We start from the raw sequence: 15,632 nt of genomic DNA on the forward strand, positions 1-15,632 counted from the left end.
GTATCGAAACCAAAAACGCCAAAGCTAGCCACGGTAAACAATAATGGCTAAGCGTCCCAATCCCAATCTGGCAAAAATTCACCGTAATTATACGGTGGAGGAAGTCGCCAATCTGTTTTCCATCCATAAAAATACGGTGCGCTCATGGGTTAAAGAAGGCTTACCGACGAATGACGACAAAAGGCCGATGTTAATTTTAGGTGCTGATTTGAGGCAATATCTGCAATCGAAAAAGTCAGCTACAAAACGTCAATGTCGTGCCTTTGAAATTTATTGTGTCCGCTGTCGGTTACCACAATTGCCCGCTGAAAATATGGTCGATTATGAGCCTATCAATAACGTGATGGGGCGTTTAATTGGCCTTTGCCCAAGCTGCAATGGCATCATCAACAAATTCTTTAACCTTGCCCAATTGGAGGTAATCAAGCACCAATTGGACATCAGCTTACGAAGGCACTGAAACACATAAACGAGAGTGACAAACCCCTCCTAAACAGTGACTTCACACAGTGAGCTGAAACCATGATTAAACACAATGCAGAAAACGAGCGTATCAAGCGCAAATATTTCATCTTTTTGAAGGAGGCCAAACGGCAAAACGAGAGTTCCGTTGATGCGGTTGCCAAGGCGGTCAGCCGCTTTGAAATCTACACCAAACACCGTGATTTTAAGGCGTTTCATTTTGAGCAGGCGGTGGGGTTTAAAAGCCACCTTGCCAAACAAAACAACCTGCAAACGGGGGAAAAGCTAAGCAAGGCTACGTTGTATTCGACCTTGGGGCAGTTGAAAGCCTTTTTTCAATGGTTGGCGATGCAGCCGGGGTATAAGTCCCGCATTAGCTACACCGATACTGAATATTTCAATTTGTCTGAAAAGGATGTGCGTATTGCCACGGCGCGGCGGGTAACGGCTGTACCGACGATGGAGCAAATCAAGCATGTGATTGAGACCATGCCCAACCAATCCGACATTGAACGGCGTAACCGTGCCTTGATTGCTTTTACCCTATTAACGGGGGCAAGAGATAGTGCCATTGCCTCCATGAAGTTGAAGCACATTGATATTGTGGGCGGTAGTGTCTTTCAGGATGCGAGGGAAGTGGATACCAAGTTTAGCAAGACATTCACAACGTTTTTCTTTCCTGTCGGTGAACCTATCCAACAAATTGTCTGTGATTGGGTGCGCTATCTGAAAGAAGAATTGCTGTGGGGTAATGATGATCCGTTGTTTCCTAAAACCCATGTGATTAACAGCGAGGATAGGGTTTTTACCGCATCCGGTTTTAAGCCGGAACATTGGCGCACCGCTTCACCGATACGCACCATTTTTCGGCAAGCGTTTGAAGCGGCGGATTTGCCGTATTTTAACCCGCACAGTTTCCGCAATACTTTGGTGAAGCTTGGGCAACAGCTTTGCCTATCGCCGGAAGAGTTTAAATCGTGGAGCCAAAACTTAGGCCATGAGGAGGTGTTGACCACGCTCTATAGTTATGGCGAGGTACAACAGCATCGGCAAGGGGAAATATTGCAGCAGTTAAAAAACCCTCGCCCTTCAGTTGTCAGCCAAAGCGCGGATGATATTGCCAAGGCGGTTGTTCAGGCAATGGCTCACTACAATTCACAATCGGGAGGTTATCAATGATGGACTATCTTAAGGGCTTTTTTACCCGCCAAGCTCATGTTGCCAGTAGCGGCCTGATCTATGTAATCACTCCACCAGCCCATCAGCGGCTTTCTGTACTCAAGGTAGTTGGTTCTGTTTTAAGTATTGCGTATTTCGTTTTTGCCAGTATGCGCTAAGGCCACTAACAATAAACTTTATGGAAGAGGTGTATCGAAGATAAAAAACTACTTATTTGAGGCAATCGTTTAAATGTTATCCCAAACGTTATCCCAAAAAGGAATTTTTCTATTTTTACTAAAAATGAGATATTGTATCTCATTGATTTAATTGGTCGGGACGACAGGATTTGAACCTGCGACCACTTGTCCCCCAGACAAGTACGCTACCAAGCTGCGCTACGCCCCGATGCTTGAGTGGCTGTGCAAAAGGATTGCAAGCCTTATAGGAAAGCCGCGCATTATACAGCAATTGGCGGGCTTTAAGGGAACTATTTGAGAAGTTCCAAGATGTCTTCCAGTTCGGCAATCATCATGCTCAATAATTGTTTGCTGCGACCTGCTTCTTCTTTGTTGCCGTGCATCAGGTGGGCTTTGGCTCCGCCAATGGTATAGCCTTGATCGTACAAAAGAAAACGGATTTGCCGGATGACCAGCACGTCGTGGCGCTGGTAATAACGGCGGTTGCCGCGCCGTTTTACTGGGCTGAGTTCGGTAAACTCCTGTTCCCAGTAACGCAGTACGTGCGGTTTGACATCACACAATTCGCTGACTTCGCCAATGGTGAAGTAGCGTTTGGTGGGGATGTCGGGTAGTTCGTTGTTATTGCTCGGCTCCAGCATAGCTTTCTACTCGGGCTTTGAGTTTTTGACCTGACCGGAACGTGACGACACGCCTAGCCGTGATGGGAATTTCTTCACCGGTTTTTGGGTTTCTGCCTGGACGGCTGTTTTTATCACGTAATTCAAATTTTCCAAAACCTGATATTTTGACTTGTTGGCCTTGTTCTAAAGAGCTTTTGATTTCTTCGAAGAACAGTTCTACCATTTCTTTGGCTTCGCGTTTGTTTAAGCCTAATTCATCAAATAAGTTTTCAGCGAAATCCGCTTTGGTCAATGCCATTATTAATCCCTCAGTTTTGCATTAATGGTGTTCGTCAGGTTCTCTAAGATTCTGTTTAATATAGCATCAACTTCAGAATCTGTAAGTGTTTGTTTTTCATTTTGTAAGTTAAGGCTCAGCGCGACGCTTTTGTAGCCTTCGTCAACACCCTTGCCTCGATAAATGTCGAACAGGGTGATGCCTTTTAACGTAGGTTCGTTGCAACGGTTTATACAGTTGACAATGTCATCGGCGTTGACCGTTTCATTAACGATTAAAGCCAAGTCGCGGCTCACCGACGGGTATTTTGATAACGGCTTGAAGGCCGGAATTTGTTTGTTGAGCAACAAGTCTTGGTCGAGTTCGAACAAATAGACTTGGCTGTCAAAGCCTAATTGGCTTTCCAGTAACGGGTGCAACATGCCCAGCCAACCGATGCGTTCGCCATTGGCATTTAAAATTTCCGCACTTTGTCCTGGGTGTAGGGCGGATTGTTCGGCGGGCGCAAACGTTGCCGTGCAACCGGTTAAGCCAAACAAGGCTTCGACATCGGCTTTGATGTCGAAAAAGTCGATTTTTCGGGTCGCCATGCCCCATTGCTGGCTGTAGGCGTTCCCTAATGCCAAGCCCGCCAACATTTTTTGTTGTTGCAGTTGACCATCTTGCACGACAAAACGCAGCCCTGTTTCAAACAAACGGACACGGGTTTGTTGACGGTTGGTGTTGTACAGCGCCGCTTTCAGCAAGCCACACCACAGTGTGGTGCGCATCACCGCCAATTCTGATGAGATGGGGTTTTGCAAGCGTATAACTTCATCGTTTGGCGCGATGGTTTTTTGGATGTCGTCATCGACGAAGCTGTAGGTGATGGCTTCACGGTAGCCCCTATCTACCAGCAAATCTTTAACGCGGTCTACATCGACGACGGATTCGGTTGCCAAGCCCAGCTCGGCACGCATCAACAAACTGCTGTTAGGCAAGTTGTTGTAGCCGTAGATACGGGCAATTTCTTCGATCAAGTCCGCTTCAATGCTGATGTCGAAACGGAAGCCGGGCGGAGTGACCAACCAGCCGTCATCTTGTGGACTGACCAGCATCCCTAAGCGCTGGAAAATGCCGGAGACGGCTTCGTCTTCCAAGTTAACACCCAGCATTTTGCTGATACGTTGTTTCCTTAAGGCGATAGCAGGGCGTTGCGGTAAGTGTTCAGCGCTGCTGCATTCGGTGATGGCACCAGCTGAACCACCGGCAATGTCCAAGATCAGTTGCGTTGCGCGGGCGATGGCGCGTGCTTGCAAGGTGGCATCAACGCCGCGTTCGAAGCGGTGTGAAGAGTCGGTATGCAAACCAAAACGGCGGGCTTTACCGGCAATGCTGCGCGGGGTGAAAAAAGCGCACTCCAAGAAGATATGTTGGGTGTCATCAGAGACGGCTGATGAACTGCCGCCCATGACGCCTGCCAATGCCAAGGCTTGTTGGTCGTCGGCGATGACCAATGTTTCACCATCTAAGTTAATGGTTTGCCCGTTAAGCAAGGCCAACGGTTCGCCTGCTTTGCCAAAACGGACGTTGATGCCGCCGTTCAGTTTGTCGGCATCGAAAGCATGCAAGGGCTGACCGAGTTCGATCAGCACGTAATTGGTAACATCAACCACCGGCCCTAAGCTACGGATACCAGAACGGCGCAGTCGTTCTTGCATCCACAGCGGCGTTTCGGCTTTGACATTGACGTTTTTAATCAGTCGGCCTAAGTAACGTGGGCAAGCAGCGGGTTCAGCAACGCTGACATTTAAGGTGTCGGCGTGGCTAACTTCAATAGTTTCAATAGGGTTTGCCGACCAATCCAGTTCATTTAACACCGCTACTTCACGGGCGATGCCTTCCACGCTAAGGCAATCGGCGCGGTTAGGGGTCAGGTCGACTTCGATGATGTTGTCGTTAAGTGACAGGTAGTCGCGAATATCGACACCTACAGGCGCGTCGGTAGGCAATTCCATCAGGCCATTGGCTTCGGCGACCAAGCCCAATTCTTTTTCCGAACACAACATGCCGAGCGATTCAACGCCCCGCAATTTCGATTTTTTAATGTTGAAGTCGCCCGGCAATTTTGCGCCCACCAAGGCAGCAGGGATTTTTAAACCGACGCGGACATTGCTGGCACCACAAACAATTTGCAAAGCTTCACCTGTGCCGACATTGACTTGGCAGACGCGCAGGCGATCGGCATCAGGGTGTTGCTCCATTGCCAAGACTTCACCGACCACGACGCCACTAAATTGGGCGGCGGCAGGTTCTACCGAATCCACTTCCAGGCCCGCCATGGTTAGTTGGGCAACGAGTTGTTCGGTGTTGATGGCGGGGTTGACGGTTTCCCGCAGCCAAGCTTCACTAATTAGCATGTTTCAAACTTCCCGCTTAGTTAAATTGTTCTAGGAATTTAAGATCGTTTTCGAAAAATAAGCGCAAATCATTAATGCCATAGCGCAACATGGCGAGGCGTTCAACCCCCATGCCAAAGGCAAAACCGCTGTATTTTTCGCTGTCGATGTTGACCGATTTGAACACTTCGGGGTGGATCATGCCGCAACCCATCACTTCCAGCCAGCCCGTCTGACCGCACACGCGGCAGCCTGCGCCGTTACACATGACGCATTCAATATCCACTTCGGCAGAGGGTTCGGTGAAAGGGAAGTATGACGGGCGGAAACGCACTTGGCTGTCTTTTTCAAAAAACGCGCGTAAGAATTCGTACAGCACACCTTTCAGGTCGGCAAAGCTGACATCGGTGTCCACCAAAAAACCTTCTACTTGATGGAACATGGGGGTATGCGTCAGATCGGAATCGCAACGGTAGACGCGGCCAGGTGCAATGACTTTTAACGGTGGCTTTTGCGTTTCCATGGCACGGATTTGCACGGGTGAGGTGTGCGTGCGCAGCAAGGTGTGGGCATCAAAATAAAAAGTGTCGTGCATCGCCCGTGCCGGATGGTGGTCGGGGATGTTTAATGCGCCAAAGTTATGGTAATCATCTTCAATTTCAGGCCCTTCCACCATTTGGAAGCCGACGCTGGCAAAAATTTGTGTGATGCGTCTTAAGGTTGTGGTGACTGGGTGCAGTCCACCTAGGTTTTGTCCTCGGCCTGGCAAGCTGACATCGACACGTTCGCCTGCCAAGCGTGCTACCAGCGCTGCGTTGTCGAGGAATATTTTTTTGGCTTCGAGTTGTTCTTGGAAGTTGTCGCGGGCTTGGTTGACTTGTTGCCCAACGATGCGCCGTTGTTCAGGATCGAGTCTGCCCAGTTCTTTCATTTGCAGGGTGAACAAGCCTTTTTTGCCCAAATATTGGACGCGGACTTGGTCAAGTTGGGTAAGGTCTTGTGCATCGGCAAGCTCTTTTAATGCCTGCGCGAGAATTTCTTCTAGGGTAGCGGACACGTTTTTAGCTCGCTGAGTTAGGTTGGAAAGGTAAGTGATTAAATGGCTTTGTCTGGATAGATTTACTTAAAGACCATGAAAGTGTTCTGGATCATTTGCGCAATAACACTTTCATGGGCTTGCTGTGTAGCAGCATTGTTACCCAAAAGCACTTCGCTAAACGCTAAAAGCCGCCCTCTCCATCCTTAGAGTGGGCGGCCTATTTAAAGCTTAGTTTATTGCAATGGGCTTTGGTTGGCTTTTGCGATTTCTGCAATTTTACCGAACGCTTCAATGTCACGTACGGCGATGTCAGCCAAAACTTTGCGGTCAATAGCAACGTTTGCATTACTCAAACCATTGATTAAACGGCTGTAAGAAATGCCAAACTGGCGCGCTGCCGCGTTGATACGCACAATCCACAAAGCGCGGAATTGACGTTTTCTTTGTTTGCGGTCGCGGTATGCATATTGTCCGGCTTTGATAACTGCTTGTTTAGCAACGCGATAAATACGGCTACGGGCACCGTAGTAACCTTTCGCTTGCTTTAATACTTTTTTATGACGCGCTCTGGCGGTAACTCCACGTTTTACTCTAGGCATGATTTCTCCTCAATTAACTGTAAGGCATCATGCGTAAAGCCATACGCACGTCAGATGGATGCACAGCCATTGGCCGACGCATTTGTCTTTTTCTTTTGGTGGACTTCTTGGTCAAGATATGACGCTTGAAAGAATGACCACATTTGAAACCGCCGTTGCCAGTGCGTCTGAAACGCTTGGCTGCACCGCGGTTGGTCTTGATTTTTGGCATTTGTTTGCTCCAACTAAAAATAAAAAAATCCTTGAGAAAACCTAGCAAGGCAAAATGCATGGCCCTGAAAGATTTATAAATACCGCACTAAACGGTATCGGCAGTCCGTCCTGTTCTGCTGAAAAAACGGCTTCGTTAAAGCCGTTATTTTTTCTTTTTGGGAGACATCACCATCACCATTTGCCGACCTTCCAATTTAGGAAATTGTTCGACAATGGCGATTTCTTCCAAATCTTTTTCGATGCGCTTCAGCTGATCCATACCGATGTCCTTGTGAGCCATCTCGCGCCCCCGATAGCGGACGGTAATTTTTGTTTTGTCGCCATCGTTAAGGAATTTAATGAGGCTGCGCAGTTTTACCTGATAATCGCCTTCATCGGTACCGGGTCTGAATTTGATTTCTTTGACCTGAATTTGCTTTTGCTTCTTTTTGGCAATCGCCAGTTTTTTGTTTTGCTCAAACTGGAATTTGCCGTAATTCATCACTTTGCAAACCGGAGGGTCCGCATTGGGTGATATTTCTACTAAGTCCAAATCAGCGGCATAGGCAATTTGCTTGGCTTCGTCTAGCGACATAATACCTAATGATTCACCCTCTGCGCCTGTCACCCTTACCCGTCTGGCGGTTATGGTGTCATTCAGGCGAACTTCATCTTTTTTAGCAGCGATATCTCAATCCTCCAATGTTATTGTTTTCTGTCTGTTATCTCTTGTTTGATTTGCTGGCTAAAATCAGAGATGGACAGACTACCTAAATCTTGGCCTTTTTGCGTACGTACGGTGATGGTACGTTGTTCTAATTCTTTATCACCAATAATTAGCAAATAAGGCACTCTGAGCATGGAATGCTCGCGGATTTTAAACCCGATTTTTTCATTTCTCAAGTCGATTTTGACTCTAATACCTTGAGTTTCAAACGTTCCAAGTACTTCTTTGGCATATTCGGCATGGCGATCCGCAATGGTCATAACCACGACTTGCACAGGCGATAGCCAGACCGGGAATGTGCCGGCAAATTGTTCAATCAAAATGCCAATGAAACGTTCCAGCGAACCTAGGACGGCACGGTGCAACATGACAGGCACTTGTTTGGAGCCGTCTTCGGCGATGTAGGTTGCGCCTAATCTGCCGGGCATTGAGAAGTCCACCTGGATGGTTCCGCATTGCCAAACCCGCCCGATACAGTCTTTCAGAGAGAACTCTATTTTCGGGCCATAGAATGCGCCTTCACCAGGCTGCAAATCCCATTTTAAGCCTTTGTTGTTTAAGGCCAGCTCGAGTGCAGATTCGGCTTTATCCCAAACGCTGTCGTCACCAACGCGATTTTCAGGGCGGGTAGACAGTTTGATGATGATTTCTTCAAAGCCAAAATCTTTATAGACGGCAAACAACAAGTCGATGAATGTTGAAACTTCGTCTTGTATTTGTTCTTCGGTACAGAAGATGTGGGCATCGTCTTGTACAAAGTTTCTGACCCGCATCAGGCCGTGCAAGGTGCCGGACGGCTCGTTGCGGTGGCAAGAGCCAAATTCCGCTAAGCGGATTGGCAAGTCGCGGTAACTTTTGATGCCTTGGTTATAAATTTGGATATGGCAAGGGCAGTTCATGGGCTTGATGGCGTAATCACGATTCTCCGAATGTGTCGTGAAAATCATGTTGCCAAATTTATCCCAATGACCGGATTTTTCCCATAGCGAACGGTCAACTACTTGTGGGGTTTTAACTTCACCATAGCCATTTACGCGTAGTTTTTCGCGGATGTATTGTTCGACCTGCTGGTAAATAGTCCAGCCCTTGTCGTGCCAGAATACCATGCCGGGCGCTTCTTCCTGGGTATGGAAGAGGTCTAATGTTTTTGCTAGCTTGCGGTGGTCGCGTTTTTCGGCTTCTTCAAGTCGGTGCAAATATTCTTGCAAATCCTTTTTATCGCCCCATGCTGTTCCGTAAATGCGTTGCAGCATTTCATTTTTGGCATCACCGCGCCAATAAGCGCCGGCGATTTTCATTAGCTTGAAGGCTTTTATTTTTCCGGTGCTGGGTACGTGCGGGCCGCGGCATAAGTCAATGAAGCCGCCTTGTTCATATAAAGAAAGGTCTTCGTTAACGGGGATGGATTCGATGATTTGGGCTTTATAGTGTTCACCCAGACCTTTGAAAAAAGTTATGGCTTCGTCCCTAGATTTTACTGTGCGCTTGATTGGGAAATCCGCATCGGATAGTTGCTGCATTTTTTTTTCAATTGCAGCCAAATCTTCGGGTGTAAATGGGCGTTGGTAGGCGATGTCATAGTAAAACCCGTTTTCAATAACCGGGCCGATAGTGACTTGCGCTTCTGGAAACAATTCTTTGACGGCTTGTGCCAACAAATGGGCGCATGAATGACGGATGACGTCGACGCCTTCTTCATCTTTCGTGGTGATGATTTGCAGGCTGCTATCTGAGTCAATGCTTGTGCTGGCATCAACCAGTTTGCCGTTGACTTTGCCTGCCAATGTGGCTTTTGCCAACCCAGAACCAATAGATTGGGCAATTTCCATTACAGTGACGGCTTGTGCGAACTCGCGCTGAGATCCATCTGGAAGGGTAATTTGCGGCATCTGCAGTATTTTTCTGGTGTTGATACAATAAAAAAAGCACTGGCTAGCAGTGCTTTTGAAATCTGGTAGGCACGATTGGACTCGAACCAACGACCCCCACCATGTCAAGGTGGTGCTCTAACCAACTGAGCTACGTGCCTATACAAAATAGATCCAGTATTATAACAACAGAATTTGTTTTGGCAACAGTGAGAAGAAATATTGTTGCCTTGTTGTCTTTTGCGGAAGGGATTTCCTTTGTTTAGCCGCTTATAGTAAGCCTTGTGCGTGCCATTATCAAGTAGATATGGGTTTTCTATGTTTTTACAGCAATTTTTAGGTTAAAATAGGCGGCTTTCGGGTGCCAGCATCTTTTCATGGTGTTTTGGGCGGATTACGGTGTTTTGAGCCATTCAAATAAATGTGTTCGAATAATGTACCCGCTTTTTTTGAAGGCTATGGCTAACGTTTCAATGTAAGAACAACAATAACATTGATGCGCCAAACCATTGCTCCATGAGTTTTCAGGCTTTCGAATAGCCACCCAAAAGTTTTTTAAGTCCAACCTTAGAGTAATCACATGAAAGACCTATCGTTATACAGAAACATCGGTATTTTTGCGCACGTCGATGCCGGTAAGACAACCACCACCGAGCGTATTTTAAAGCTCACCGGTAAAATCCATAAAATCGGTGAAGTACATGATGGCGCGGCAACCACCGACTTCATGGTGCAAGAGCAAGAACGTGGTATCACGATCCAATCGGCTGCAACCACCTGTTTCTGGAAAGACCATCGTTTCAACATCATCGACACCCCGGGTCACGTTGACTTTACTATCGAAGTATACCGTTCTTTGAAAGTATTGGATGGCGGCGTTGGTGTATTCTGTGGTTCCGGCGGTGTAGAGCCACAATCTGAAACCAACTGGCGTTATGCGAACGACTCTAAAGTTGCCCGTGTCATTTATGTTAACAAGTTGGACAGATTGGGTGCTGATTTTTACCGCGTTGTCAAACAAGTTGAAGATGTTTTGGGCGCAGTGCCTGTCGTTATGACATTGCCTATCGGCCGCGAAGACCAATTCTCCGGCGTTGTTGATTTGTTGACCCGCAAAGCTTGGATCTGGGACGATTCTGGAGATCCATTGAAATATGAAATCAAGGACGTGCCTGCCGATATGGAAGCGGATGTGGAAAAATGGCGTGCGAAATTGATCGACCAGGTTGCCGATCAGTATGACGACATCATGGAAAAATATTTGGAAGGTGAAGAACCTACTTTGGAAGAGATCAAGCGCTGCCTGCGTAGCGGTACGATCAAAATGGACTTCTTCCCAACTTTCTGTGGTTCATCTTTCAAAAACAAAGGCGTGCAATTGGTTCTGGACGGCGTTATTGATTATCTGCCTTGCCCAACTGAAGTCAGCCCACAACCTGAAGTTGACTTGGAAGGTAATCCTACTGGGGAACACGCCATTGTTGATGCCAGCCGCCCAGTTCGTGCTTTGGTTTTCAAAATCATGGATGATCGTTTTGGTGCACTGAACTTCGTCCGTATCTACTCAGGCACGCTGAAAAAAGGCGACACGTTGTTGAACACGTTTACTGGCAAAACTGAACGTGTTGGCCGTATGGTGGAAATGCACGCTGATGACCGTTCTGAAATTGAATCAGCACAAGCAGGCGATATTATCGCCTTGATTGGTTTGAAAAACGTCCAAACCGGACATACTTTGTGTGATCCAGACAAACCAGCGACTTTGGAGCCAATGGTTTTCCCTGATCCCGTTATTTCTATCGCCATTTCACCTAAAGATAAAGCGGGCTCAGAAAAAATGGGTATCGCTTTGGGTAAAATGATCCAAGAAGATCCGTCTTTCCGCGTTGAAACTGACGAAGATAGTGGTGAAACCATTATCAAAGGTATGGGTGAGTTGCACTTAGATATTAAAGTGGATATTTTGAAACGTACCCACGGTATCGAAGTTAATGTCGGTAAACCACAAGTTGCTTACCGTGAGACCATCACCAAACGTATCGAAGACGAATATACCCACAAGAAACAATCTGGTGGTTCCGGTCAGTACGCGAAAATCAACTATATCATCGAGCCAGGTGAGCCAGGTTCTGGGTTTGTGTTTGAATCGACTGTAACCGGTGGTAACGTGCCGCGCGAATATTGGCCAGCCGTTGATAAAGGCTTTAAAGCCTGTATCGACAAAGGTGTATTGGCAGGTTTCCCTTGCTTGGATTTTAAAGTGATTTTGACCGACGGTGGTTTCCACGCAGTTGACTCGTCATCTATCGCGTTTGAAATTGCTGCCCGTGCTGCTTATCGTCAAACCTTACCGAAAGCGGGTCCACAATTGTTGGAGCCAATCATGAAGGTTGACGTGTTTACGCCAGATGCGCATGTTGGTGACGTGATTGGTGACTTAAACCGTCGCCGTGGCATGATTAAATCACAAGATCCAGGCATCACCGGTGTGCGTATTAAAGCTGACGTGCCACTGAGCGACATGTTCGGTTACATTGGCGATTTGCGTACCATGACATCAGGCCGTGGTCAGTTCTCTATGGAGTTCTCGCACTACATGCCATGTCCGAAAAACGTTGCTGACGAAGTCATTAAAGAAGTCAACGAACGCAATAAAGCGAAATAAAAAAATAGCCGCCGACCATTAATGGTCGGCGGCTATTGCTTTCCTCAACTTTCCCGCTTAGATAACCCAAGCGATCGGCCTTGGTTTCAGTTTTTTATCAAAGGCTTTATATTTAAGTCTATTTGAGATTCTCTTTTTGCATTGCAAAGCTTTTTTGCACAACGCCCCTTTCGTAATATTTACGGCAATCAATCTCCCATTCTTCTGCGCGCGTTACGCTTTTTATAGTGTACAAAACACCGCGTTTATCGGTAACCATCTCTGATAAGTCGATGATTCTTTCTGGGACTGGGTTTTTGTCCTCATCCAGAATAATGATGATTTTAGGGCGCAGCTTCAATTTTTCGTTGACTTCAACAACGATGGCAATGGCGCCATTGGTCATGATAACTAAGCAGCCTGGAGGATAAACGCCAATACTTTCAATAAATTTGATGGTTAAGTTTCTGTCAAGCAGCGTCCCCGCTGTTTTAATCATCATTTGGGTTGCTTCGAGATGATTTTTTCCAGATTTATAAGAACGTGTCGAGGTGATTGAGTCGTAGGTGTCGGCAATGGCAACGATTTTTGAAAAATCAGAAATGGCTGCTTGCCGGATTTGCCGTGGGTATCCGCTGCCATCAAGGCGTTCATGATGGGTCAGGGCAGTTTCTGATGCGCTCGAATGGATATGCTTGGTTGATTTCAGCAGCTCATAACCCAAAGTGGTGTGGGTTTGCATGATGAGCATTTCTTCCTCGTTGTAAATACCATTTTTGTTAAGGATGTCCAATGGTATGAGCATTTTCCCAATATCGTGCATCATGCCGCACAAACCCAAGATATTGAGGTTTTTTTCAGGCAAATTGATATGTCGACCCAATACAATGGACAACACGCAGACGTTTAAACTGTGCTGTACGGTATATTCGTGCTTGTCCTTCAATTGGGTTAGCCAGAGCATGGCATCAGGCGAATGCAGGACGCTGTTTACGCATTCGGCTACGGCTTTTTTTGCTAGCCAACCATCAATTTCAACGCCTTTCGCGGCTTTTTGCATGAAGTCCGAAATCAGGACTTCCGTATTGGCAAAGGTTTTTTCAGCCCTTTGGATTTCCTGTTCAAACGATCCTAGCTTTTTGGGTATGAAATGGTCGTTAAGTACAGTAGGGAAGGTGTGGGTGAGGCTGTTTGGATTTTGAGGGGCTACATTACGTTTTCTTGTCATGTCGACATAAACGTAGTTACAGGCGTTTTTTACTGCTTGTATATCATTTTGATTTTTTAATTCAAAGCCTTGAAATAAAAAAGGCGAGTCTAGCCATGGTCGGTCCAGCTCAACGATATACATGCCTAGCTCAAGACTATTGACGGATGTGTATACTTTTTCTAGGGAATAAGTGCTACCGCCGGGCTTTTTTGATTGTTTTTTCTGCCGAGACTGCCACCAATTTTTAATAAACATTTTTGATGTCCGTAAAATTTATTTTTAATTATCAGTCTCAAATGATGAGGCAAATTTGGCTAGTAAGTATAGTTTAGATGAGGAAATACGCAGCAAATTTATTGCTTAATAAAGTTGTCCTGTTCAATTGACGGGTTGAATTTCATAATAATCCTTTGTTTTATAACAAGCTATTGCATAGTATTACCGGAAAAATGCTTTACCGGTAATACTATGCAGATCAGCTATGTAGACACCTAATAGACATCACGGACGTAACGTTTATCTTTTTTCAATTGGTTAACGTAGTCAATTGCAGCTTGTTCAGACAGTTTGCCATGTTGGGCGATGACCTCATGTAAGGCTTTATCAACATCTTTTGCCATGCGGTATGCATCGCCGCAAACGAAGAAATAACCACCTTCTTCCAACCATGCAAACAATTCCGCGCCGTGTTCATGCATGCGGTCTTGTACGTAGATTTTTTCTTCCTGATCCCGCGAGAAGGCCAAGTCTAAGCGGGTTAAAAAACCGCTTTCCTGTAGTGCCAGCAGTTCATCTTGATAGATGAAATCGGTGGCGGCATTACGGTCTCCGAAGAACAACCAATTTTTACCCTCTGCATTGCGGAATTGGCGTTCTTGCAGGAAGGCGCGGAAGGGGGCAACACCTGTACCGGGTCCTACCATGATAATAGGTAACTTGTTGTCTTCCGGTACCCTAAACACTTTGTTGGGTGTGAAGAAGCAACGCACCTCGGTGCTGTTGTCGACTAAATCGGCTAAGAAGGTTGAGCAAACCCCTTTGTGGTGGCGGTTGTGGCTATCATAGCGGACGCTGGCAACAGTTAAATGCACGGCTTCAGGATGCATTTTTCCGCTGGATGAAATGGAGTAGGCACGGTGTTGCAGCGGTTTTAGCAAAGCTAAGAATTCGGAGGCTGAAAACTCACTGTTCGGGAACTGTAGCAATAAATCTAAAGTATCGCGCCCCCATAAATAGTTGCTCAGTTGTTCTTTGTCGCCGCTTGCTAAAATGCCATTGAGTTCTTGGTCGCCCGAGCGGTTGGCAATTTCTTGTACAAATTCTTTGCTGGGCAATTTGATTTCAAATTGTGTACGCAAGGCTTCTTGCAAAGGCATAAGCTCGCCGTTGACGGGTTCCGCTTCATCGCCTTTACAGCCAATGGCTTTTAAAATGTCGGCGACCAGTTCGGGGCAGTTGGTTGGAACAACGCACAGGGCATCGCCCGCTTCGTAGCTTAAACCTGAATTGGCAATTGAAATTTCGTAATGACGCGTTTCTTTGGAGGAAGAGGCGTCTGTCAGAATGCGATTGACCAATAATTTGGCAGGGAAAGGGTTTTTGCGGTTGTACTGTGGTTTATCGTCCACTTTTGCAGTCGTGTCGACGACGGCTTTGGCACCATCCGCCATTTGTGGGATAACGGCGCTAATCCAACTGTTGGCGGGTTCTTCAAAATCGACATCGCAATCGACGCGTTCATACAAACGTTGTGCACCTTGGGCGGCCAGTTTGTCATCCCAATCTTTACCGGCTTGGCAGAACAGATCGTAGCTGGTGTCGCCTAACGCCAACACGGAAAACTTCATGTTATCTAGTCTGGGCATGGCGTCGGTACACGCCGCTTCCCAAAGCATTTGCGCATTATCAGGCATTTCACCTTCACCGTATGTGCTGGTGACGATCAACAAATAATCCATGCTGGCGAAAGCGGAGACTTCAATTTCGCCCATGCTTTTTACCAAGGGTTTTAATCCGTGGGCTTTGGCAACATTGGCAGCATCATTGGCGACGGATTCGGCATTGCCGGTTTGGCTGCCGTATAAAATATATACGGTGCGGGCATCGTCGGTATTGGTGGAGCCTGCGCTTTGGATCATTTGCGTGTGCATGCCGGCAAAAAAGCCGTTTAACCAAGCCCGCTGGCTGTCACTGTAAGGCGCGTCTGAAGGGATATGAGGTGTATTCATTTAAATCACTGACAAATTTATTCGGGT

At 46.8% G+C, this 15,632-nt stretch carries 14 protein-coding genes and 2 tRNA genes; 4 read left to right on the plus strand and 12 right to left on the minus strand.

All coding sequences use genetic code 11. From position 1 onward, the window contains the following. The first annotated feature begins 43 nt into the window (after positions 1-43). The 3 genes from ACYQ1O_RS11210 to ACYQ1O_RS11220 all read left to right on the plus strand — a co-directional run bounded on the left by ACYQ1O_RS11210 (position 44) and on the right by ACYQ1O_RS11220 (position 1,799). On the plus strand, positions 44-460 hold the full coding sequence (locus ACYQ1O_RS11210) for a helix-turn-helix domain-containing protein (protein ID WP_459991775.1): 417 nt from the start codon (positions 44-46) through the stop codon (positions 458-460). A 62-nt stretch (positions 461-522) separates the two neighbouring features. Further along, positions 523-1,641, plus strand: a complete 1,119-nt coding sequence (locus ACYQ1O_RS11215; protein WP_459991776.1) for a tyrosine-type recombinase/integrase — start codon at positions 523-525, stop codon at positions 1,639-1,641. Then, positions 1,638-1,799 carry a hypothetical protein gene (locus tag ACYQ1O_RS11220; RefSeq protein ID WP_459991777.1) on the plus strand — a complete coding sequence of 54 codons (162 nt, stop codon included), beginning with the start codon at positions 1,638-1,640 and terminating at the stop codon, positions 1,797-1,799. The genes ACYQ1O_RS11215 and ACYQ1O_RS11220 overlap by 4 nt, the downstream gene beginning before the upstream one ends. A 152-nt stretch (positions 1,800-1,951) precedes the next feature. Here ACYQ1O_RS11220 and ACYQ1O_RS11225 read toward each other — a convergent pair. The 10 genes from ACYQ1O_RS11225 to ACYQ1O_RS11270 form a co-directional block, all read right to left on the minus strand. Beyond that, positions 1,952-2,028, minus strand: a tRNA-Pro gene (locus ACYQ1O_RS11225). 82 nt (positions 2,029-2,110) lie between these two features. Next, the gene (locus tag ACYQ1O_RS11230) at positions 2,111-2,461 is read right to left on the minus strand and encodes a MerR family transcriptional regulator (protein WP_459991778.1); all 351 of its coding nucleotides are present in this window, start codon (positions 2,459-2,461) and stop codon (positions 2,111-2,113) included. Next, positions 2,442-2,741, minus strand: a complete 300-nt coding sequence (ihfA, locus tag ACYQ1O_RS11235) for an integration host factor subunit alpha (RefSeq protein ID WP_459991779.1) — start codon at positions 2,739-2,741, stop codon at positions 2,442-2,444. Before ihfA ends, ACYQ1O_RS11230 begins: the two co-directional genes overlap by 20 nt. Positions 2,742-2,743: 2 nt before the next feature. Then, a complete protein-coding gene (pheT, locus tag ACYQ1O_RS11240) occupies positions 2,744-5,119 on the minus strand; it encodes a phenylalanine--tRNA ligase subunit beta (RefSeq protein ID WP_459991780.1) in 2,376 nt (791 codons plus the stop codon). Between the two features lie 16 nt (positions 5,120-5,135). Then, entirely contained in the window at positions 5,136-6,155 is a 1,020-nt protein-coding gene (pheS, locus tag ACYQ1O_RS11245) for a phenylalanine--tRNA ligase subunit alpha (RefSeq protein WP_459991781.1), read from the minus strand. A 215-nt stretch (positions 6,156-6,370) separates the two neighbouring features. Next, positions 6,371-6,736, minus strand: a complete 366-nt coding sequence (gene rplT, locus ACYQ1O_RS11250) for a 50S ribosomal protein L20 (protein ID WP_459991782.1) — start codon at positions 6,734-6,736, stop codon at positions 6,371-6,373. Between the two features lie 13 nt (positions 6,737-6,749). Continuing rightward, the gene (gene rpmI, locus ACYQ1O_RS11255; protein ID WP_459991783.1) at positions 6,750-7,007 is read right to left on the minus strand and encodes a 50S ribosomal protein L35; all 258 of its coding nucleotides are present in this window, start codon (positions 7,005-7,007) and stop codon (positions 6,750-6,752) included. An 84-nt stretch (positions 7,008-7,091) separates the two neighbouring features. Then, entirely contained in the window at positions 7,092-7,616 is a 525-nt protein-coding gene (gene infC, locus ACYQ1O_RS11260; protein ID WP_459991857.1) for a translation initiation factor IF-3, read from the minus strand. A 17-nt stretch (positions 7,617-7,633) separates the two neighbouring features. After that, positions 7,634-9,544, minus strand: a complete 1,911-nt coding sequence (gene thrS, locus ACYQ1O_RS11265; protein ID WP_459991784.1) for a threonine--tRNA ligase — start codon at positions 9,542-9,544, stop codon at positions 7,634-7,636. A 63-nt stretch (positions 9,545-9,607) separates the two neighbouring features. Then, positions 9,608-9,684 (minus strand) — tRNA-Val (locus ACYQ1O_RS11270). Between the two features lie 419 nt (positions 9,685-10,103). Here ACYQ1O_RS11270 and fusA point away from each other — a divergent pair. After that, positions 10,104-12,188, plus strand: a complete 2,085-nt coding sequence (gene fusA, locus ACYQ1O_RS11275; protein ID WP_459991785.1) for an elongation factor G — start codon at positions 10,104-10,106, stop codon at positions 12,186-12,188. Between the two features lie 118 nt (positions 12,189-12,306). Here the strand turns inward: fusA and ACYQ1O_RS11280 are convergent, their stop codons facing one another. Continuing rightward, positions 12,307-13,632, minus strand: a complete 1,326-nt coding sequence (locus ACYQ1O_RS11280; protein WP_459991786.1) for a cyclic di-GMP phosphodiesterase — start codon at positions 13,630-13,632, stop codon at positions 12,307-12,309. 236 nt (positions 13,633-13,868) lie between these two features. Continuing rightward, on the minus strand, positions 13,869-15,605 hold the full coding sequence (locus ACYQ1O_RS11285; RefSeq protein WP_459991787.1) for a sulfite reductase subunit alpha: 1,737 nt from the start codon (positions 15,603-15,605) through the stop codon (positions 13,869-13,871). Positions 15,606-15,632 lie beyond the last annotated feature (27 nt).

Source organism: Methylosoma difficile (genome assembly GCF_054657615.1).

What these genes read in the sequence shown, in the direction of transcription:
- ACYQ1O_RS11210 (WP_459991775.1), top strand. Translation starts at nt 44, where the DNA reads ATGGCTAAGCGTCCCAATCCCAATCTGGCAAAAATTCACCGTAATTAT.
- ACYQ1O_RS11215 (WP_459991776.1), top strand. Translation starts at nt 523, where the DNA reads ATGATTAAACACAATGCAGAAAACGAGCGTATCAAGCGCAAATATTTC.
- ACYQ1O_RS11220 (WP_459991777.1), top strand. Translation starts at nt 1,638, where the DNA reads ATGATGGACTATCTTAAGGGCTTTTTTACCCGCCAAGCTCATGTTGCC.
- ACYQ1O_RS11230 (WP_459991778.1), bottom strand. Translation starts at nt 2,461, where the DNA reads ATGCTGGAGCCGAGCAATAACAACGAACTACCCGACATCCCCACCAAA.
- ihfA (WP_459991779.1), bottom strand. Translation starts at nt 2,741, where the DNA reads ATGGCATTGACCAAAGCGGATTTCGCTGAAAACTTATTTGATGAATTA.
- pheT (WP_459991780.1), bottom strand. Translation starts at nt 5,119, where the DNA reads ATGCTAATTAGTGAAGCTTGGCTGCGGGAAACCGTCAACCCCGCCATC.
- rplT (WP_459991782.1), bottom strand. Translation starts at nt 6,736, where the DNA reads ATGCCTAGAGTAAAACGTGGAGTTACCGCCAGAGCGCGTCATAAAAAA.
- rpmI (WP_459991783.1), bottom strand. Translation starts at nt 7,007, where the DNA reads ATGCATTTTGCCTTGCTAGGTTTTCTCAAGGATTTTTTTATTTTTAGT.
- thrS (WP_459991784.1), bottom strand. Translation starts at nt 9,544, where the DNA reads ATGCCGCAAATTACCCTTCCAGATGGATCTCAGCGCGAGTTCGCACAA.
- fusA (WP_459991785.1), top strand. Translation starts at nt 10,104, where the DNA reads ATGAAAGACCTATCGTTATACAGAAACATCGGTATTTTTGCGCACGTC.
- ACYQ1O_RS11280 (WP_459991786.1), bottom strand. Translation starts at nt 13,632, where the DNA reads ATGTTTATTAAAAATTGGTGGCAGTCTCGGCAGAAAAAACAATCAAAA.
- ACYQ1O_RS11285 (WP_459991787.1), bottom strand. Translation starts at nt 15,605, where the DNA reads ATGAATACACCTCATATCCCTTCAGACGCGCCTTACAGTGACAGCCAG.